At 66.8% G+C, this 18,350-nt stretch carries 18 protein-coding genes; 8 read left to right on the plus strand and 10 right to left on the minus strand.

The genetic code is table 11. From position 1 onward, the window contains the following. Position 1: 1 nt before the first annotated feature. Positions 2–2,056: a glycine--tRNA ligase subunit beta gene (gene glyS, locus CAG33_RS12980; RefSeq protein WP_085579296.1), complete on the minus strand. Its 2,055-nt coding sequence runs from the start codon at positions 2,054–2,056 to the stop codon at positions 2–4. Next, the gene (gene glyQ, locus CAG33_RS12985; RefSeq protein WP_022641565.1) at positions 2,053–3,006 is read right to left on the minus strand and encodes a glycine--tRNA ligase subunit alpha; all 954 of its coding nucleotides are present in this window, start codon (positions 3,004–3,006) and stop codon (positions 2,053–2,055) included. The genes glyS and glyQ overlap by 4 nt, the downstream gene beginning before the upstream one ends. A gap of 81 nt (positions 3,007–3,087) precedes the next feature. On the opposite strand from glyQ, the gene CAG33_RS12990 reads away from it, so the two are divergent. The 3 genes from CAG33_RS12990 to CAG33_RS13000 all read left to right on the plus strand — a co-directional run bounded on the left by CAG33_RS12990 (position 3,088) and on the right by CAG33_RS13000 (position 4,886). Continuing rightward, a complete protein-coding gene (locus CAG33_RS12990) occupies positions 3,088–3,645 on the plus strand; it encodes a DNA-3-methyladenine glycosylase I (RefSeq protein WP_085630355.1) in 558 nt (185 codons plus the stop codon). 40 nt (positions 3,646–3,685) lie between these two features. Further along, complete coding sequence (locus CAG33_RS12995) at positions 3,686–4,573, plus strand: lysophospholipid acyltransferase (protein WP_085579300.1); 888 nt, start codon at positions 3,686–3,688, stop codon at positions 4,571–4,573. 73 nt (positions 4,574–4,646) lie between these two features. Next, positions 4,647–4,886, plus strand: coding sequence for a PilZ domain-containing protein (locus CAG33_RS13000; protein ID WP_085579302.1), 240 nt, complete (start codon positions 4,647–4,649; stop codon positions 4,884–4,886). Between the two features lie 10 nt (positions 4,887–4,896). Here the strand turns inward: CAG33_RS13000 and CAG33_RS13005 are convergent, their stop codons facing one another. From CAG33_RS13005 to def, 5 genes are all read right to left on the minus strand, one after another. After that, positions 4,897–5,211, minus strand: coding sequence for a tetratricopeptide repeat protein (locus tag CAG33_RS13005; protein WP_085579304.1), 315 nt, complete (start codon positions 5,209–5,211; stop codon positions 4,897–4,899). An 81-nt stretch (positions 5,212–5,292) separates the two neighbouring features. Next, positions 5,293–6,669, minus strand: a complete 1,377-nt coding sequence (gene trkA / locus CAG33_RS13010) for a Trk system potassium transporter TrkA (protein ID WP_085579306.1) — start codon at positions 6,667–6,669, stop codon at positions 5,293–5,295. 22 nt (positions 6,670–6,691) lie between these two features. Next, positions 6,692–8,002 (minus strand): 16S rRNA (cytosine(967)-C(5))-methyltransferase RsmB, encoded by a 1,311-nt coding sequence (gene rsmB, locus CAG33_RS13015; RefSeq protein WP_085638711.1) that lies wholly within the window; start codon positions 8,000–8,002, stop codon positions 6,692–6,694. After that, complete coding sequence (gene fmt, locus CAG33_RS13020) at positions 7,999–8,958, minus strand: methionyl-tRNA formyltransferase (RefSeq protein ID WP_085579310.1); 960 nt, start codon at positions 8,956–8,958, stop codon at positions 7,999–8,001. The genes rsmB and fmt overlap by 4 nt, the downstream gene beginning before the upstream one ends. A 72-nt stretch (positions 8,959–9,030) precedes the next feature. Then, positions 9,031–9,537: a peptide deformylase gene (def, locus tag CAG33_RS13025; RefSeq protein WP_085638714.1), complete on the minus strand. Its 507-nt coding sequence runs from the start codon at positions 9,535–9,537 to the stop codon at positions 9,031–9,033. A gap of 169 nt (positions 9,538–9,706) precedes the next feature. Here def and CAG33_RS13030 point away from each other — a divergent pair, with 169 nt between their 5' ends. From CAG33_RS13030 to CAG33_RS13040, 3 genes are all read left to right on the plus strand, one after another. Further along, positions 9,707–10,732 carry a LysM peptidoglycan-binding domain-containing protein gene (locus CAG33_RS13030; RefSeq protein WP_085638717.1) on the plus strand — a complete coding sequence of 342 codons (1,026 nt, stop codon included), beginning with the start codon at positions 9,707–9,709 and terminating at the stop codon, positions 10,730–10,732. Positions 10,733–10,811: 79 nt separating this feature from the next. Further along, on the plus strand, positions 10,812–11,912 hold the full coding sequence (gene dprA, locus CAG33_RS13035) for a DNA-processing protein DprA (protein ID WP_085579316.1): 1,101 nt from the start codon (positions 10,812–10,814) through the stop codon (positions 11,910–11,912). Between the two features lie 69 nt (positions 11,913–11,981). Then, positions 11,982–12,539, plus strand: coding sequence for an L-threonylcarbamoyladenylate synthase (locus tag CAG33_RS13040; protein WP_085579318.1), 558 nt, complete (start codon positions 11,982–11,984; stop codon positions 12,537–12,539). 168 nt (positions 12,540–12,707) lie between these two features. Here the strand turns inward: CAG33_RS13040 and CAG33_RS13045 are convergent, their stop codons facing one another. Then, on the minus strand, positions 12,708–13,685 hold the full coding sequence (locus tag CAG33_RS13045; RefSeq protein WP_085630363.1) for an NADPH:quinone reductase: 978 nt from the start codon (positions 13,683–13,685) through the stop codon (positions 12,708–12,710). A gap of 164 nt (positions 13,686–13,849) precedes the next feature. Between CAG33_RS13045 and hemF the strand changes: the two genes are divergently transcribed. Together hemF and aroE are read left to right on the plus strand one after the other, a co-directional pair. Next, entirely contained in the window at positions 13,850–14,764 is a 915-nt protein-coding gene (hemF, locus tag CAG33_RS13050; RefSeq protein WP_085579323.1) for an oxygen-dependent coproporphyrinogen oxidase, read from the plus strand. 9 nt (positions 14,765–14,773) lie between these two features. Then, positions 14,774–15,595: a shikimate dehydrogenase gene (gene aroE / locus CAG33_RS13055; RefSeq protein ID WP_085638720.1), complete on the plus strand. Its 822-nt coding sequence runs from the start codon at positions 14,774–14,776 to the stop codon at positions 15,593–15,595. A 105-nt stretch (positions 15,596–15,700) separates the two neighbouring features. Here the strand turns inward: aroE and CAG33_RS13060 are convergent, their stop codons facing one another. Together CAG33_RS13060 and choX are read right to left on the minus strand one after the other, a co-directional pair. Beyond that, entirely contained in the window at positions 15,701–17,269 is a 1,569-nt protein-coding gene (locus tag CAG33_RS13060; RefSeq protein ID WP_085638723.1) for a SulP family inorganic anion transporter, read from the minus strand. A 147-nt stretch (positions 17,270–17,416) separates the two neighbouring features. After that, a complete protein-coding gene (gene choX, locus CAG33_RS13065) occupies positions 17,417–18,337 on the minus strand; it encodes a choline ABC transporter substrate-binding protein (protein WP_085638728.1) in 921 nt (306 codons plus the stop codon). Positions 18,338–18,350 lie beyond the last annotated feature (13 nt).

The following is an 18,350-nucleotide window of genomic DNA, read 5'->3' on the forward strand; positions in this document are numbered from 1 at the left end:
CTCAACCCAGCAGCGAAATGTCGGCGACGCCGAGGAACAGGTTACGCAGGCGCGCCAGCAGCGCGTAGCGGTTGGCCCGTACGTTGGCGTCGTCGGCATTGACCATCACGGCCTCGAAGAACGCGTCCACCGGCTCGCGCAGGGCGGCCAGGCGCGCCAGCGATTCGCTGTACTGGCGCGAAGCGGCCATCGGCTGCACGGCCTGGTCGGCCTGCTGGATGGCGGAGTACAGGGAGAACTCGTTGGCGTTGTCGAAGTACTTGGCCTCGACCACGGTCGGCACCGAGCCTTCCACCTTGCTCAGCAGGTTCGACACACGTTTGTTCACCGCCGCCAGCGCCGCCGCTTCCGGCAGTTTGCGGAAGGACTGCACCGCTTGCACGCGCTGGTCGAAGTCCAGCGCCGAACCCGGCTTCAGGGCACGCACCGACAGGTAGGTGGCGACATCCACGCCTTCGTCTTCGTAACGGGCACGCAGACGGTCGAAGATGAACTCCAGCACCGAGTCGGCCAGCCCTGCCGCCTTGACCTTGGCGCCGAAGCCGTTCACCGCGAAGGCCACGGCATCGTTCAGGTCCAGGTCCAGTTGCTTCTCGATCAGAATCCGCAGCACGCCCAGGGCCGCACGGCGCAGGGCATACGGGTCCTTGCTGCCGGTCGGCAGCATGCCGATGCCGAAGATGCCGACCAGGGTGTCGAGCTTGTCGGCGATTGCCACGGCTGCACCGGTCAGGGTGGCCGGCAGTTCGGCGCCGGCGCCGCGCGGCATGTACTGCTCGTTCAGCGCCAGGGCGACGTCTTGCGGCTCGCCGTCATTGAGGGCGTAGTAGTAGCCGGCCACGCCTTGCATTTCCGGGAACTCGCCGACCATTTCGGTGGCCAGGTCGCACTTGGACAGCAAGCCTGCGCGGGCCGCCCACGACGCGTTGCCGCCGATGCGCGCAGCGATGTAGGCCGCCAGCTTGGAAACGCGTTCGGCCTTGTCGTAGACGCTGCCGAGCTTTTCCTGGAAAACCACGTTCTGCAGACGGTCGTTGAACGCTTCGAGCTTCTGCTTCTTGTCCTGCTTGAAGAAGAACTCGGCGTCGGTCAGGCGCGGGCGAACCACTTTCTCGTTGCCGGCGATGATCTGCTGCGCATCGGTGCTCTCGATGTTGGCCACGGTGATGAAGCGCGGCAGCAGCTTGCCGTCGGCGTCCAGCAGGCAGAAGTACTTCTGGTTGTCCTGCATGGTGGTGATCAGGGCTTCTTGCGGCACGTCGAGGAAACGCTCCTCGAACGAGCACACCAGCGGCACCGGCCATTCGACCAGCGCGGTCACTTCGTCGAGCAGGGCCGGCGGCACGATCGCGGTGCCTTCCTGGCGGGTGGCCAGCTCTTCGGTGCGCTTGCTGATGATCTCGCGGCGCTCGTTGGCGTCGGCCAGCACGTACGCGGCGCGCAGGTCGGCCAGGTAGCTCGACGGCGAGCCGATGCGCACGTTTTCCGGGTGGTGGAAACGGTGGCCGCGGGACTCACGGCCGGCCTTCTGGGCCAGGATGGTGCAGTCGATGACCTGGTCGCCGAGCAGCATCACCAGCCATTGGGTCGGACGCACGAACTCTTCCTTGCGCGCAGCCCAACGCATGCGTTTGGGGATCGGCAGGTCGTTCAGCGAGTCTTCGACGATGGTCGGCAGCAGGCTGGCGGTCGGCTTGCCGGCGATGTTCTGGCTGTAGCGCAGCTTCGGACCGCTCTGGTCGATTTCGCTCAGCTCCACGCCGCACTTCTTGGCGAAGCCCAGGGCGGCCTGGGTCGGATTGCCTTCGGCGTCGAAGGCGGCCTGGCGCGGCGGGCCGTCGAGGTTGATGCTGCGGTCCGGCTGCTGGGTGTCCAGCGCGGAAATCAGCACGGCCAAACGGCGCGGCGCGGCGTAGACGGCCTTGCCCCGGTAGTTCAGGCCGGCGGCCTGCAGGCCTTTCTCGATGCCGGCCAAAAACGCTTCGGCCAGGGTGTTCAGGGCTTTGGGTGGCAGTTCTTCGGTGCCCAGTTCAACCAGAAAATCTTGAGCACTCATTGTGCAGCCTCCAGCTTGGCCAGTACTTCGTCACGCAGGTCCGGGGTCGCCATCGGGAAGCCCAGCTTGGCGCGGGCCAGCAGGTAGGCTTGGGCGACGGAACGCGCCAGGGTGCGCACGCGCAGGATGTATTGCTGACGCGCGGTCACCGAGATCGCCCGGCGCGCATCCAGCAGGTTGAAGGTGTGCGAAGCCTTCAGCACCATTTCGTAGCTCGGCAGCGGCAGCGGCTGGTCGAGTTCGATCAGGCGCTTGGCTTCGCTTTCGTAGAAGTCGAACAGTTCGAACAGCTTGTCGACGTTGGCGTGCTCGAAGTTGTAGGTGGACTGTTCCACCTCGTTCTGGTGGAACACGTCGCCGTAGGTCACCTTGCCGAACGGGCCGTCGGCCCAGACCAGGTCGTAGACCGAGTCCACGCCTTGCAGGTACATGGCCAGGCGCTCAAGGCCGTAGGTGATTTCGCCGGTCACCGGGTAGCACTCGATGCCGCCCGCCTGCTGGAAGTAGGTGAACTGGGTCACTTCCATGCCGTTGAGCCAGACTTCCCAGCCCAGGCCCCAGGCGCCGAGGGTCGGCGATTCCCAGTTGTCTTCGACGAAACGGATGTCGTGCACCAGCGGGTCGAGGCCCACGTGCTTGAGGGAGCCCAGGTACAGCTCCTGGAAGTTTTCCGGGTTCGGCTTCAGCACCACCTGGAACTGGTAGTAGTGCTGCAGGCGGTTCGGGTTCTCGCCGTAGCGGCCGTCAGTCGGGCGGCGGCTTGGCTGCACGTAGGCGGCGTTCCAGGTTTCGGGACCGATGGCGCGCAGGAATGTAGCGGTGTGGAAAGTGCCGGCGCCTACTTCCATATCGTAGGGCTGAAGTACCACACAACCTTGCTCGGCCCAGTACTGCTGGAGCGCGAGGATCAAGTCTTGGAAGGTACGCACGGCTGGCGTAGGCTGGCTCACGAAATTCACCTGTTTCTTGGGCTGCGATTTAAAGAGCGGGAGTATACCCGATTCAGTCGCGCCACCACCCCCTGGAGCCTTATGCCACGCTGCTTTTGGTGCACCGAAGATCCGCTGTACATGGCTTACCACGATCAGGAGTGGGGAACGCCGCTGCGCGAGGCGCAGGGATTGTTCGAGTTGCTTTTGCTCGAAGGGTTCCAGGCCGGGCTGTCGTGGATCACCGTGCTGCGCAAGCGCGAACGCTACCGCCAGGTGCTGTTCGGCTTCGACGCGCAGCGGGTGGCGCAGATGAGCGACGCGTACATCGCCGAGCTGATGCTCGATCCGGGCATCATCCGCAACCGCCTCAAGCTTGAGGCCGCCCGGCGCAACGCCCGGGCCTGGCTGGCGCTGGAGGATCCGGCGGGGTTCCTCTGGTCGTTCGTCGGCAACGAGCCGGTGGTCAACCATTTCCAGGACCGCAGCGAAGTCCCGGCCATCACCCCGCAGGCCGAGGCCATGAGCAAAGGCCTGAAGAAGGCCGGCTTCACCTTCGTCGGCCCGACCATCTGCTACGCGCTGATGCAGGCCTCGGGCATGGTCATGGACCACACCCGGGACTGCGACCGCTACGCGCAGCTCGTCAACGCCGGTTAGAATGGCCGCCTCGCGCACAGCACAAGATCAGGAGTGACCTGTGGATAAGTTTAAAGGCGCCTTGCTGGTAGGCGCTCTGCGGCTGTTTGCCCTGCTTCCGTGGCGGGCCGTGCAGGCCGTGGGTTCGGCGATCGGCTGGATCATGTGGAAAACCCCCAACCGCTCCCGCGACGTGGTGCGGATCAACCTGGCCAAGTGTTTTCCCGCGATGGATCCGGCCGAGCGCGAGCGCCTGGTCGGCCAGAGCCTGAAGGACATCGGCAAGTCCCTGACCGAAAGCGCCTGCGCCTGGATCTGGCCGGCCCGGCGCTCCATCGAACTGGTGCGTGAAGTCGAAGGCCTGGACATCCTCAAGGACGCCTTGGCGTCCGGCAAGGGCGTGGTCGGCATCACCAGCCACCTGGGCAACTGGGAAGTGCTCAACCACTTCTACTGCAGCCAGTGCAAACCGATCATCTTCTACCGCCCGCCGAAGCTCAAGGCGGTGGACGAATTGCTGCGCAAGCAGCGGGTGCAGTTGGGCAACCGCGTCGCCGCCTCCACCAAGGAAGGCATCCTCAGCGTCATCAAGGAAGTGCGCAAAGGCGGTGCAGTGGGCATCCCTGCCGACCCGGAACCGGCCGAATCCGCCGGGATCTTCGTGCCGTTCTTCGCCACCCAGGCCCTGACCAGCAAGTTCGTGCCGAACATGCTGGCCGGCGGCAAGGCGGTCGGCGTGTTCCTGCACGCCCTGCGGCTGCCCGACGGCTCCGGCTACAAGGTGATCCTCGAAGCCGCGCCCGAAGCCATGTACAGCACCGACACCGAGGTGTCCTGCGCGGCCATGAGCCAGGTGGTCGAGCGTTACGTCGCGGCCTACCCCAGCCAGTACATGTGGAGCATGAAACGCTTCAAGAAACGTCCGCCGGGCGAGGCCCGCTGGTATTGAGTCGATTGGCACGATCTGTGGATAACCTTCTTGGGCAAGGTTATCCACAACCGTTCATTCAAGGGCGCAGAAGATGTCCGAACACCGCAAATCGTTTCGCATCAAGATCACTCACGAAAGCTTCGGCGAATGCCTGGGCCAGACCCGCAACCTATCCACGACCGGGGTGTACGTCGAGCATCCGCGCCTGGCGTCGCTGCCCAAGGGCGCCGTGGTGTACGGCCAGGTCCAGGACTTGCCCACAGGCGCGCCGCGGGTGCGGATGGAAGTGGTGACGGTGGACGCCGAAGGCATCGGCCTGCGTTACCTGTAGCGTCGCGGGATCAGCGGGGCTGGCGGTCGAGCTTCTTGAGGAACACCGTCATTTCCTTTTCCGCCTGCTTGTCGCCGTGGGCGCGGGCGGCCTCCAGGCCCTGCTCCCAGGCCTGGCGCGCGGCGTCGGGCGAGCCCGCCGCGAGCTGCGCCTTGCCCAGCAGCTTCCACGCCGCCGAATACTTCGGATCGAACGTCACGCAGCGCTGCAGATGCTCCGCCGCCTTGGCGTTCTCCCCCAGATCCAGGTAGCCCTTGCCCAGGCCGAAGCGCAGCAGTGCGTTATCCACACCCTTGGCGAGCATTTTCTCCAGGGATTCGATCATCGGTGGACTCCTTTTCCGGTTGTGTCAGTTGTCGGTCGGGCTCAGGCAGACCGCTATCGCGAGCAGGGGTCGGAGCCAGCCTCAGAAGAAGCTCAGTCCCACATGGAACAGCTTCTCCACATCGCGGATGTGCTTTTTGTCCACAAGGAACAGGATCACATGGTCGCCGGCCTGAATCACCGTGTCGTCGTGGGCAATGATCACTTCTTCGTCGCGGATGATCGCGCCGATGGTGGTGCCCGGCGGCAGGGCGATGTGTTCGATGGCCTTGCCGATGACCTTGCTCGACTTGGCGTCGCCGTGGGCCACCGCCTCGATGGCCTCCGCAGCGCCTCGGCGCAGGGAGTGCACGCTGACGATGTCGCCGCGGCGCACGTGGGCCAGCAGGGTGCCGATGGTCGCCAGCTGCGGGCTGATGGCGATGTCGATGTCGCCGCCCTGGATCAGGTCCACATAGGCCGGGTTGTTGATGATCGTCATCACCTTCTTCGCCCCGAGGCGCTTGGCCAGCAGCGACGACATGATGTTGGCCTCGTCGTCGTTGGTCAGGGCCAGGAAGATGTCGGCGTCGGCGATGTTCTCTTCCAGCAGCAGGTCGCGGTCCGAAGCGCTGCCCTGCAGCACCACGGTGCTGTCGAGGGTGTCGGAGAGGTAGCGGCAGCGCGCCGGGTTCATCTCGATGATCTTCACCTGATAGCGGCTTTCGATGGCTTCGGCCAGCCGTTCGCCGATCTGCCCGCCGCCGGCGATGACGATGCGCTTGTAGGTTTCGTCGAGGCGGCGCATTTCGCTCATCACCGCGCGGATGTCCTCCCGGGCGGCGATGAAGAAGACTTCGTCGTCGGCCTCGATCACCGTGTCGCCCTGGGGCAGGATCGGCCGGTCGCGGCGGAAGATCGCGGCGACCCGGGTCTCGACGTTCGGCATGTGCTCGCGCAACTGGCGCAGCTGCTGGCCCACCAGCGGCCCGCCGTAGTAGGCGCGCACGGCCACCAGCTGGGCCTGGCCTTCGGCGAAGTCGATCACCTGCAATGCGCCCGGGTGCTGGATCAGGCGCTTGATGTAGTTGGTGACCACCTGCTCGGGGCTGATCAGCACGTCCACCGGAATCGCTTCGTTCTGGAACAGCTGCTCCTCGCGGGTCAGGTAGGCGGCCTCGCGCACCCGGGCGATCTTGGTCGGGGTGTGGAACAAGGTGTGGGCGACCTGGCAGGCGACCATGTTGGTCTCGTCGCTGTTGGTCACCGCCACCAGCATGTCGGCGTCGTCCGCGCCGGCCTGGCGCAGCACGGTGGGCAGCGAGCCGCGGCCCTGCACGGTGCGGATGTCGAGGCGGTCGCCGAGATCGCGCAAGCGCTCGCCGTCGGTGTCGACCACGGTGATGTCGTTGGCTTCGCTGGCCAGGTGTTCGGCCAGCGTGCCGCCGACCTGCCCCGCGCCGAGGATGATGATCTTCATCCAGTCACTCCGTTGAATCCGTTTAGCCGCGCGCGGCAGCGATCTTGATCAGCTTGGCGTAGTAGAACCCGTCGTGTCCGCCTTGCTGGGCCAGCAATTGACGGCCGTGGGGCTGCCTGATGCCGGCCGCCGTGGCCAGGTCCAGCTCCCGGGCGCCCGGGGTGCGCTCAAGGAACGCGGCGATGACCTCGGTGTTCTCGGTGGGCAAGGTCGAGCAGGTGGCGTAGAGCAGGATGCCGCCCACCTCCAGGGTTTTCCACATCGTGTCGAGCAGCTCGCCCTGCAGTTGCGCGAGGGCGGCGATGTCGTCGGCTTGGCGGGTGAGCTTGATGTCCGGATGGCGGCGGATCACGCCGGTGGCCGAGCACGGCGCGTCGAGCAGGATCCGCTGGAACGGCTTGCCGTCCCACCAGGCGGCGGTGTCGCGGCCGTCGGCGGCGATCAGCTCGGCGCTCAGGCCAAGGCGTTCGAGGTTTTCCTTCACCCGCACCAGCCGCTTGGCTTCCAGGTCCACCGCCACCACGCCGGCCAGCGCCGGTTCGGCTTCGAGGATATGGCAGATCTTGCCGCCGGGGGCGCAGCAGGCGTCCAGCACCCGTTGGCCCGGCGCCAGGTCCAGAAGGTCGGCGGCCAGTTGCGCGGCTTCGTCCTGGACGCTGACCCAGCCCTCGGCGAAGCCCGGCAGGCTGCGCACGTCGGCGGCGGCCTCAAGCACGATGCCGTCGCGGCTGAAGGCGCACGGTTGCGCGGCGATCCCGGCGTCGGTCAGCAGCGCGAGGTAGGCGTCGCGGCTGTGATGGCGGCGGTTGACCCGCAGGATCATCGGCGGGTGCGCGTTGTTGGCCTCGCAGATCGCTTCCCACTGCTCGGGCCAGAAGGCCTTCAGGGATTTCTGCAGCCAGCGCGGGTGGGCGGTGCGCACCACCGGGTCCCGCGCCAGTTCGGCGAACAGCGCTTCGCTTTCCCGTTGCGCCCGGCGCAGCACGGCGTTGAGCAGGCCTTTGGCCCAAGGCTTCTTCAGCTTGTCGGCGCAGCCGACGGTTTCGCCGATGGCCGCGTGGGCCGGCACCCGGGTGTAGAGCAATTGGTAGAGGCCTACCAGCATCAGGGCCTCGACGTCGGCGTCGGCGGCCTTGAACGGCTTCTGCAGCAGTTTTTCCGCCAGGGCCGACAGCCGCGGCTGCCAACGGGCGGTGCCGAACGCCAGATCCTGGGTGAAGCCGCGGTCGCGGTCCTCGACCTTGTCCAGTTGCGTGGGCAGGGAACTGTTGAGCGAGGCTTTTCCGCTGAGGACGGCGGCCAAGGCCTTGGCGGCTGCCAGACGTGGATTCATGGGGTGTCCGCCGTTTCGCCGAGGACGATGCCGACGGCGAATTTCTCGCGGCGGCTGTTGAACAGGTCGCTGAAGTTCAGCGCCTTGCCGCCGGGCAGTTGCAGGCGGGTCAGGCACAGCGCCTGCTCGCCGCAGGCGACGATCAGGCCGTCCTTGCTGGCGCCGAGGATGGTGCCGGGGGCGCCCTTGCCGTCGGCCAGGGTGGCCGCCAGCACTTTCAGCGCTTCGCCGTCGAGGGTGCTGTGAGTGATCGGCCACGGGTTGAAGGCGCGCACCAGGCGTTCCAGTTCGATGGCCGGACGGCGCCAGTCGATGCGGGCCTCGTCCTTGTTCAGCTTGTGGGCGTAGGTGGCGAGGCCGTCGTCCTGCACCTCGCCTTCCAGCGTCCCGGCGGCGAGGCCGGCGATCGCCTGCACCACGGCCGGCGGGCCCATTTCGGCGAGACGGTCGTGCAGGCTGCCGCCGGTGTCGTCGGCGCTGATCGGGGTGACGACCTTCAGCAGCATCGGCCCGGTGTCCAGGCCGGCCTCCATGCGCATCACGGTCACGCCGCTTTCGGCGTCGCCCGCTTCCACGGCGCGCTGGATCGGCGCCGCACCGCGCCAGCGCGGCAGCAAGGACGCGTGGCTGTTGATGCAGCCCAAACGCGGGATGTCCAGCACCGCCTGCGGCAGGATCAGGCCGTAGGCCACCACCACCATCAGGTCAGGCTTGAGGGCGGCCAGTTCGGCCTGGGCGTCGGCGTTGCGCAGGGTCGGCGGCTGCAGCACCGGGATATGGTTATCCACAGCCAGCTGCTTGACCGGGCTCGGCATCAGTTTTTGCCCGCGGCCGGCCGGACGGTCCGGTTGGGTGTAGACCGCCACGATCTCGTAAGGGCTGGCCAGCAGGGCCTTGAGGTGTTCGGCGGCGAATTCCGGGGTGCCGGCAAAAACGATGCGCAGTGGCTCAGTCATTCGGGGGTCTCTAAGTGCAAAGCGTCTTGAAAAAGAAAAAGGCTTGCCGCAGCAAGCCTTTGAAGGAGGGCATCAAGCGTTCTGGCGGTGGAGCTTTTCCAGCTTCTTCTTGATGCGGTCGCGTTTGAGCGTGGACAGGTAATCGACGAACAGCTTGCCGTTGAGGTGGTCGCATTCGTGCTGGATGCACACCGCGAGCAGGCCTTCGGCGATCAGTTCGTAAGGCTGGCCTTCGCGGTCCAGGGCATTGATCTTGACCTTCTGCGGGCGGTCGACGTTTTCGTAGAAGCCCGGCACCGACAGACAGCCTTCCTGGTACTGATCCATTTCGTCGGTCAGCGGCTCGAACTCGGGGTTGATGAACACCCGGGGCTCGGTGCGGTCTTCGGAAAGGTCCATCACGACGATACGCTTGTGCACATTGACCTGGGTCGCGGCGAGGCCGATGCCCGGCGCTTCATACATTGTTTCAAACATGTCATCGACCAGTTGACGCACTTCGTCGTCCACTACGGCCACGGGTTTGGCGATAGTGCGCAGGCGCGGGTCCGGAAATTCGAGGATGTTCAAAATGGCCATAGGCTTGATTGCTGCACGTGTGAGGTAAAGTCGGGTCGATGGCCTGGCGGGTCCGAGGATGCAGGCTACCGTTGTGAAGCGTAGCCCCTGGCTTTTGCAGTGCAGGCCGGGGCGAGCCACGGGGGCTCTGACGATTCACGCGAATGCACATGATAAAGGGATTCACCGCATGAGGAAAACACTGTTCGCCCTGCTGCTTCTGGCCTCGGCCGGCGCCGCGCACGGGCAAGTGCAGCTCAAGGAAGGTTTTCCACGGCAATACACGGTGGTTTCGGGGGACACCCTCTGGGACATCTCCGGCAAATACCTGCGCGAGCCCTGGCAATGGCCGCAGCTGTGGCACGCCAACCCGCAGATCGAAAACCCCAACCTGATCTACCCGGGCGACACGCTGACGCTCGACTACGTCAACGGCCAGCCGCGCCTGACCCTCAACCGCGGCGCCTCGCGCGGCACCATCAAGCTGTCGCCGCGGGTGCGCAGCAGTCCGGTGGCCGAGGCCATCCCGAGCATTCCGCTCAAGTCCATCAACAGCTTCCTGCTCAGCAACCGGATCGTCGACAAGGTCGAGGATTTCGACAAGGCGCCGTACATCGTCGCCGGCGATGCCGAACGGGTGCTCAGCGGCACCGGCGACCGGATCTTCGCCCGCGGCCGCTTCGACATGAGCCGGCCGGTGTACGGGATCTTCCGCCAGGGCAAGGTCTACACCGACCCGCAGAGCAAGGAGTTCCTGGGGATCAACGCCGATGACGTCGGCGGCGGCGAGATCATCGCCACCGAAGGCGACGTGGCCACCCTCGCCCTGCAGCGCACCACCCAGGAAGTGCGCCTGGGTGACCGTCTGTTCAGCGGCGAGGAGCGCTCGATCAACTCGACCTTCATGCCCAGCGCGCCGCAGACCGACATCAACGGCCTGATCATCGACGTGCCGCGGGGCGTCACCCAGATCGGCGCCATGGACGTGGTGACGCTGAACAAGGGCAAGCGCGACGGCCTGGCCGAAGGCAACGTGCTGGTGGTGATGAAGACCGGGGAAACCGTGCGCGACCGGATCACCGGCCAGCCGCTGAAGATCCCGGACGAGCGCGCCGGCCTGCTGATGGTGTTCCGCACCTACGACAAGCTCAGTTACGGCCTGGTGCTGAACGCCACGCGCTCGTTGGCGGTGCTGGACAAGGTGCGCAACCCTTAGTTGGCTTCACAAGTTACCAACAGAGTTATCCACAGCTTGTCCCGAATGGTTCGGGACGCCCGACGGTCAAGGATGATCCATGCAACTGTCTGCCTGTACGCCGGTTTCCCCGGCGGAACTGGAGGCGCGTCTGCGCCTCCACCGTATGCCGGACATCGGTCCCAAACGTTTCGCCAAACTGCTCGAAGCCTTCGGCTCGGCGTCCAAGGCCATCAGCGCTCCGGCCAGCGCCTGGCGGGCGCTGGGGTTGCCGGCGACCTGCGCCGAGGCCCGGCGTTGTCCGCAGGTGCGCGATGGCGCCAGCCACGCATTGCGCTGGCTAGAGCGGCCGGACCGGCATGTGCTGATGTGGGGCCAGCCCGATTACCCGGCGCTGCTGGCGCAGATTGCCGATCCGCCGCCGCTGCTGTTCGTGGCCGGCGACCCGCAGATCCTTGAGAGGCCGCAACTGGCGATGGTCGGCAGCCGCCGCGCGTCGCGCCCTGGAATGGACAGCGCCGCCGCGTTCTCGCGCAGCCTGGCCGGGGCCGGGTTCGTCATCACCAGCGGGTTGGCGTTGGGCATCGACGCGGCGGCGCACCAGGCCGCCGTGGACGTCGGCGGGCGCACCGTCGGCGTCTTGGGCACGGGGCTGGAAAATTTTTATCCACAGCGCAACCGACGGCTGGCCGACGCGATGATCGCCTCCGGCAGCGCAGTGGTGTCGGAGTTTCCGCTGGACACCGGCCCCGTCGCCAGCAACTTTCCCCGGCGCAACCGGATCATCAGCGGCCTGGCGCTCGGCGTGCTGGTGGTCGAGGCCAGCGTGGCCAGCGGTTCGCTGATCACCGCCCGGCTGGCGGCGGAACAGGGGCGCGAGGTCTTTGCGATACCTGGTTCGATCCATCATCCCGGCGCCCGGGGCTGCCATCAGCTGATCCGCGACGGCGCGGCGCTGGTGGAGACCATCGAGCACATCCTCGAAGCCCTGCGCGGCTGGCAGCGCGTGCCGTTGTCCACAGCCCCGTCGCCGGCCGATCACCCGTTGCTGCGGCTGCTGCATGCCGCGCCGCACACCAGCGAAGCCCTGGCCGAAAGCTGCGGCTGGGCGCTGCCCAAAGTGCTGGCGGCGCTGACCGAGCTGGAGATGGACGGCCGCGCCGTGTGCGAAAGCGGCCGCTGGCTGGCGCGGGTGAGCTGACGCTCGGGAGGCTGGGTTTTACGGGGAAGATCGGTAAACTGCGCGAAACCTGTTTGCGGAGAGTGTTTCATGGTCAACAGTTGGCGTGTGCAGCAAGCCGCACGAGAGATTCGCGCCGGGGCGGTGATTGCCTACCCAACCGAAGCCGTCTGGGGGCTGGGGTGCGACCCGTGGAACGAGGAGGCGGTGGATCGGCTGCTGGCGATCAAGAACCGGTCGGCGGACAAGGGGCTGATCCTGGTCGCCGACAACATCCGTCAGTTCGACTTCCTGTTCGAAGACTTCCCGCAGGAGTGGATCGACCGCATGGCCGCCACCTGGCCCGGGCCCAACACCTGGCTGGTGCCGCACCAGAACCTACTGCCCGAGTGGATCACCGGCGTGCATGACACCGTGGCGCTGCGCGTCAGCGATCATCCGCAGGTGCGTGACCTGTGCGCGCTGGTGGGGCCGCTGGTGTCGACGTCGGCCAACCCCCAGGGGCGTCCGGCGGCGCGCACCCGGCTGCGGGTCGAGCAGTATTTCCGCGGCCAGGTCGACCTGGTGCTCGGCGGCATGCTCGGCGGGCGCAAGAACCCTAGCCTGATCCGCGACCTGGCGACCGGCAACGTGGTGCGCCCGGCCTGAGACAGGCTGCACCCCCATCGCCAGCAGGCTGGCTCCCACAAAGGATCCCGGGTATTAGCAGGATCCCTGCACCCCCCAAAACCCTGTGGGAGCTTGCCTGCAAGCGATGAGGCCGGCACTGCCGGCATCGGTGGTGAATGACCCACCGCCATCGCCAGCAGGCTGGCTTCAGGGCAACAGGATGGTCGAGCCGGTGGTGCGGCGCGCCGCCAGTTCGGTCTGCGCCTTGGCGGCGTCCGCCAGCGGATAGCGTTGGCCGATCTCCACCTTGAGCTTGCCGGCGGCGATCATCCCGAACAGCTCGTCGGCCATGCGCTGCAGGTTCTCGGCGTTGTTGGCGTAGGTCGCCAGGGTCGGGCGGGTCACGTACAGCGAACCTTTGGCCGCGAGGATCCCCAGGTTGACCCCCTCCACCGCGCCGGACGCATTGCCGAAGCTCACCACCAGCCCGCGCGGGGCCACGCTGTCGAGCGAGGCCGGCCAGGTGTCCTTGCCGACGCCGTCGTACACCACCGGGACCTTCTTCCCGTCGGTCAGTTCCAGCACCCGTTGCGCGACGTTCTCGTGGCTGTAGTCGATGGTCGCCCAGGCACCGTTGGCCTTGGCCAGTTCAGCCTTTTCCTTGGAGCTGACGGTGCCGATCAGCTTCACGCCCAAGGCCTTGGCCCACTGGCAGGCGAGCAGGCCGACGCCGCCGGCCGCCGCGTGGAACAGAATGGTTTCGCCGCCCTTGAGCTCGTAGGTCTGGCGCAGCAGGTACTGCACGGTCAGGCCCTTGAGCATCACGCCGGCGGCGGTCTCGAAACCGATGGCGTCCGGCAGGTGCACCAGGTTGGCTTCGGGCAGCACATGCACGTCACTGTAGGCCCCCAGCGGGCCGCTGCCGTAGGCCACGCGGTCGCCGACCTTGAACCGGGTCACCGCGCTGCCCACCGCCTCGACGATGCCCGCGCCTTCGGCGCCGAGCCCAGACGGCAGGGACGGCGGCGAATACAGACCGCTGCGGTAGTAGGTGTCGATGAAGTTCAGGCCGATGGCCTTGTTGCTCACGCGGACCTGCTGCGGGCCGGGCTCGACGGGCGAGTAGTCGACGTATTCGAGCACGTCGGGGCCGCCGTGGGCGCGGAACTGGATACGCTTGGCCATCTGCCTGCTCCTTGAGACATTCGGGAAGCCTGCTATCGAACCCCCAAGCTTGATCTTCGTCAACTGCGGCAGGCTCGCCTGCGATGGTATGCTGTGCGCCCATTTGCGCGGCGCCCCTTGTTTGCGGGGGCCGCGCGCAGTTTTGCCCGATCCAAGGTGATGCCATGACGACCCGCACCGACGCCGTAAAGGCGTATCTGCTCGACCTGCAAGACCGCATCTGCGCCGCGCTGGAGACCGAAGACGGCGGCACGCGCTTCGTCGAAGACGCCTGGTCCCGTCCGGCCGGCGGCGGCGGTCGCACCCGGGTGATCGAGAACGGCACGGTGATCGAAAAGGGCGGCGTCAACTTTTCCCACGTCTTCGGCAGCGGCCTGCCGCCGTCGGCCAGCGCCCACCGGCCGGAGCTGGCCGGACGCGGCTTCGAGGCCCTGGGCGTGTCGCTGGTGATCCATCCGCACAATCCGCACGTGCCGACGTCCCACGCCAACGTGCGCTTCTTCATCGCCGAAAAGGAAGGCGAAGAACCGGTCTGGTGGTTCGGCGGCGGCTTCGACCTGACCCCGTACTACGGCAACGAAGAAGACTGCGTCCACTGGCACCGCATCGCCGCCCAGGCCTGCGCGCCGTTCGGCCCGGACGTCTACCCGCGCTACAAGGCCTGGTGCGACACCTACTTCCACATCAAGCACCGCCACGAGCCGCGCGGCATCGGCGGCCTGTTCTTCGATGACCTGAACGAGTGGGACTTCGACACCAGCTTCGCCTTCATGCGCGCCATCGGCGATGCCTACATCGACGCCTACCTGCCGATCGTCCAGCGCCGCAAGCACGAGGCGTTCACCGCCAAGCAGCGTGAGTTCCAGGAATTCCGCCGCGGGCGCTACGTCGAGTTCAACCTGGTGTACGACCGCGGCACCCTGTTCGGCCTGCAATCGGGCGGGCGCACCGAATCGATCCTGATGTCGCTGCCGCCACAGGTGCGCTGGGCCTACGACTGGAAAGCCGAGCCGGGCAGCGAAGAGGCGCGCCTGACCGACTACTTCCTGCAAGACCGCGACTGGCTGGCTCAGGCCTGAGGAGTGTCGATGGACCGTTACGTCGTTTTCGGCAACCCGATCGGCCACAGCAAATCGCCGATGATCCACTCGCTGTTCGCCGGGCAGACCGGCCAGCAGCTTGACTACAGCACCCTGCTGGCGCCGCTGGACGGCTTCAGCGACTGCGCCACGGCGTTCTTCCGGGAAGGACGCGGCGCCAACGTCACCGTACCGTTCAAGGAAGAGGCCTATCGTCTGGCCGACAGCCTGACCGCCCGCGCGCAACGGGCCGGTGCGGTGAACACCCTGAGCCGGCAGGCCGACGGCAGCCTGCTGGGCGACAACACCGACGGCGCCGGGCTGGTGCGCGACCTGACGGTCAACGCCGGTTTCAGCCTGACCGGCAAACGCATCCTGCTGCTGGGGGCCGGCGGCGCGGTGCGCGGCGCGCTGGAGCCGTTGCTGGCCGAGCGGCCGGCGTCGGTGATCATCGCCAACCGCACGGTGGACAAGGCCGAGCTGCTGGCCGAACTGTTCTGCGACCTTGGGCCGGTGTCGGCCAGCGGTTTCGACTGGCTGCAGGAGCCGGTGGACGTGATCATCAACGCCACCTCGGCCAGCCTCACCGGCGACGTGCCGCCGATCGCCCCGAGCCTGATCGAGCCGGGCAAGACCCTGTGCTACGACATGATGTACGGCAAGGAACCCACCGCGTTCTGCCGCTGGGCCAGCGAACACGGCGCCGGGGTGGTCATGGACGGGCTGGGGATGCTCGCCGAGCAGGCGGCGGAAGCGTTTTTCCTGTGGCGCGGGGTGCGCCCCGACACCGCGCCGGTGCTGGCCGAACTGCGCCGCCAATTGGCGCAATGACCCTGAGGGAGCGAGCCTGCCCGCGATGAAGGCGTCACCTCCAGCATCGCTGTGACAGACAGACCGCCATCGCGAGCAGGTCCGCTCCCCCAGCGGGCTCTGCGGTCAATCCTCGAAGCGGATCGGGCACTTCTGCGGCCCTTCCAGCTTGAGCAACTCCTCCACCACCTGCGGCCGCGCCCGGCGCAACGTCAGGCAACGGTTCTGGCTCAGCAGGCGCCGGGCTTCCTGGTGCAGCATCTCCACCCCCGAGTAATCGATGAAGTTGATCTGCTGCGCCTCGATCACCACCCGGGCGCCGTGCAGGCGTTGCAGGCGCACCTGCAGGTAGTGGCTGGCGCCGAAGAAAATCGAGCCGCCGACCCGCAGCACATCGTCCTCGCCGTCGCGCCAATGCTGCACCCGCGGCTGCGAGGTGCGCTTGAGGTAGAAGAACAGCGACGCCAGCACCCCGGCGTAGATCGCCGTCTGCAGTTCCAGCAGCAGCGTGGCGGCGCAGGTCAGGGCCATCACCGCGAACTCGGCGCGGCTGACCCGCAGCAGGGCGCGGATGCCGCGATGGTCCACCAGCCCCCAGGCGATCAGCAGGATGCTGCCGGCCATGGCCGGGATCGGAATGTGCGCGATCAGCGCGGCGCCGAACAGCGCGAACAGCGCCACCCACACCGCCGAAAACACCCCGGCGAGCGGCGAGCAGGCGCCGGCCTCGTAGCTCAGCCCCGAGCGGGTGAACGACCCGGCGGACAGCGAACCGGAAAAGAACGCCCCGACGATGTTCGACAGCCCCTGGGCGCGGACTTCCTGGTTGGCGTCGAGCAACTGTTGCGAACGGGCGGCGATGGAGCGGGCGATCGACAGGCTGGTGACCAGCCCGAGCATGCCCACCGCCACTGCGCTGGGCAGCAGACGCAGGACCAGGTCCAGATCCAGCGGCAGCGCACTGAACGGCGGCAGGCTGCCGGTGAACGCGCTGACCAGGCGCACATGGCCGAACATCGCCGGCCACAGCCACACCAGCAGGCTGCCCAGCGCCAGGGTGATCAACAACGTCGGCCAGCGCGGCAGCAGGCGCTTGAGCATGGCGCCCACCCCCACGGTGGCCAGGCCCAGGGCCAGCGACGGCTTATCCACAGCCCCCAGGTGGCTCAGCAGATCCGTCAGGCTCGCCAGCGCCGTGGCCTTGGCGGGCAGGTCCAGGCCCAGCAGGTTCGGCAACTGGCCGACGGCGATCACCACCGCCGCGCCGAGGGTGAAGCCGAGCACCACCGAGTGCGACACGAAATTCACCAGGGCGCCGAAGCGCAGCAGGCCGAGCAGCCACTGGAAGATCCCGGCCAGGAAGGTCAGCAGCAGGATCAGGGTGACGTAGTCCTGCGAGGCGGGGACGGCCAACGGGCTGACGCTGGCGTACAGCACGATCGAGATCGCCGCCGTCGGTCCGCAGATCAGGTGCCAGGAGGAGCCCCACAGGCAGGCGATCAGCACCGGGACGATCGCCGCATACAGCCCGTACTCCGGCGGTAGCCCGGCGATCAGGGCGTAGGCGACCGACTGGGGCAGCGCGAGGATCGCGCCGCTGAGGCCGACGATCAGGTCGCGTCCGACGCTGGCGCGGGTTTGCCGGGGCAGCCAGGTCAGGAAGGGCAGCAGTGAGCGGCGGCTGGGGAGGGCCATGGATCCTCTCGGACGGGATTTTGCGCAAGGGTATCAGGCACACACCCTCACGGGTGGCTTGCAGTTTTAGCTTGTGGCTTGTGACGAGGGCGCTTGCTCCCGCTGGAGTGCGCAGCCCGGCGGGAGCAAGCGCCCTCGCCACAGCGTTCAGAGCCGGGCCTTGACCGCAGGCAGTGCGTCTTTGCCGTCCACGGTCTTCACCCCGTCCAGCCACTTCTCCAGCACCGCCGGGTTGGCCTTGATCCACGCCTTGGCCGCGTCGGCGTTGCTGATCTTCTTGTTCACCACCTCGGCCATGATGCTGTTCTCCATCTGCTGGGTGAACGACAGGTTGGTCAGCAACCGGCCCACGTTCGGGCAAGCCTCGGCATACCCTTTGCGCGTCAGGGTGTGCACGCTGCCGGTGTCGCCGAAGTACTTCTCGCCGCCCTTGAGGTAATGCATTTTCAGCTGCACGTTCATCGGGTGCGGCGTCCAGCCGAGGAAGGTGACGAACTTCTGCTTCTTCACCGCCCGCGACACTTCGGCGAGCATCGCCTGTTCGCTGGACTCGATCAGCTTCCACTGGCCCATGCCGAAGTCGTCCTTCTTGATCATCTCCTGCAAGGAAATGTTGGCCGGCGCGCCGGAGCCGATGCCGTAGATCTTCTTGTCGAACTTGTCGGCGTACTTGTTCAGGTCGGCGAAGTCATGCACGCCGGCGTCCCACACGTAGTCGGGCACGGCCAGGGTGAACTCGGTGCCGTCGAGGTTCTTCGCCAGTTGGGTGACGTCGCCGGTGGCCACGAACTTGTCGTAGAACCCCTGCTGCGCCGGCATCCAGTTGCCGAGGAACACGTCGACCTGGCCGTCCTTCAGGCCGCCGAAGGTGATCGGCACCGCGAGGGTGTCGACCTTGGGCTTGTAGCCCATGCTGTCCAGCAGGAACCCGGTGATGGCGTTGGTGGCGGCGATGTCGCTCCAGCCGGGGTCGGCCATCTTCACGGTTTCGCAGCTTGCCTCGGCCCAGGCCTGGGCGCTGCCCAGGCTGATCAGGCCGACCGTCACGATTGTGGATAACTTGACCATGGACTTCCCCTTT

Source organism: Pseudomonas sp. B3(2017) (genome assembly GCF_002113595.1).
In the GTDB taxonomy this organism is placed as follows: Bacteria; Pseudomonadota; Gammaproteobacteria; order Pseudomonadales; family Pseudomonadaceae; genus Aquipseudomonas; species Aquipseudomonas ekonensis.

Coding starts and splice junctions, on each gene's coding strand:
- hemF (WP_085579323.1), top strand. CDS start 13,850: ATGACGACCCGCACCGACGCCGTAAAGGCGTATCTGCTCGACCTGCAA.
- fmt (WP_085579310.1), bottom strand. CDS start 8,958: ATGACTGAGCCACTGCGCATCGTTTTTGCCGGCACCCCGGAATTCGCC.
- trkA (WP_085579306.1), bottom strand. CDS start 6,669: ATGAAGATCATCATCCTCGGCGCGGGGCAGGTCGGCGGCACGCTGGCC.
- CAG33_RS13040 (WP_085579318.1), top strand. CDS start 11,982: ATGGTCAACAGTTGGCGTGTGCAGCAAGCCGCACGAGAGATTCGCGCC.
- CAG33_RS13030 (WP_085638717.1), top strand. CDS start 9,707: ATGAGGAAAACACTGTTCGCCCTGCTGCTTCTGGCCTCGGCCGGCGCC.
- CAG33_RS13000 (WP_085579302.1), top strand. CDS start 4,647: ATGTCCGAACACCGCAAATCGTTTCGCATCAAGATCACTCACGAAAGC.
- choX (WP_085638728.1), bottom strand. CDS start 18,337: ATGGTCAAGTTATCCACAATCGTGACGGTCGGCCTGATCAGCCTGGGC.
- dprA (WP_085579316.1), top strand. CDS start 10,812: ATGCAACTGTCTGCCTGTACGCCGGTTTCCCCGGCGGAACTGGAGGCG.
- aroE (WP_085638720.1), top strand. CDS start 14,774: ATGGACCGTTACGTCGTTTTCGGCAACCCGATCGGCCACAGCAAATCG.
- CAG33_RS13060 (WP_085638723.1), bottom strand. CDS start 17,269: ATGGCCCTCCCCAGCCGCCGCTCACTGCTGCCCTTCCTGACCTGGCTG.
- CAG33_RS13005 (WP_085579304.1), bottom strand. CDS start 5,211: ATGATCGAATCCCTGGAGAAAATGCTCGCCAAGGGTGTGGATAACGCA.
- CAG33_RS13045 (WP_085630363.1), bottom strand. CDS start 13,685: ATGGCCAAGCGTATCCAGTTCCGCGCCCACGGCGGCCCCGACGTGCTC.
- rsmB (WP_085638711.1), bottom strand. CDS start 8,002: ATGAATCCACGTCTGGCAGCCGCCAAGGCCTTGGCCGCCGTCCTCAGC.
- def (WP_085638714.1), bottom strand. CDS start 9,537: ATGGCCATTTTGAACATCCTCGAATTTCCGGACCCGCGCCTGCGCACT.
- glyS (WP_085579296.1), bottom strand. CDS start 2,056: ATGAGTGCTCAAGATTTTCTGGTTGAACTGGGCACCGAAGAACTGCCA.
- CAG33_RS12990 (WP_085630355.1), top strand. CDS start 3,088: ATGCCACGCTGCTTTTGGTGCACCGAAGATCCGCTGTACATGGCTTAC.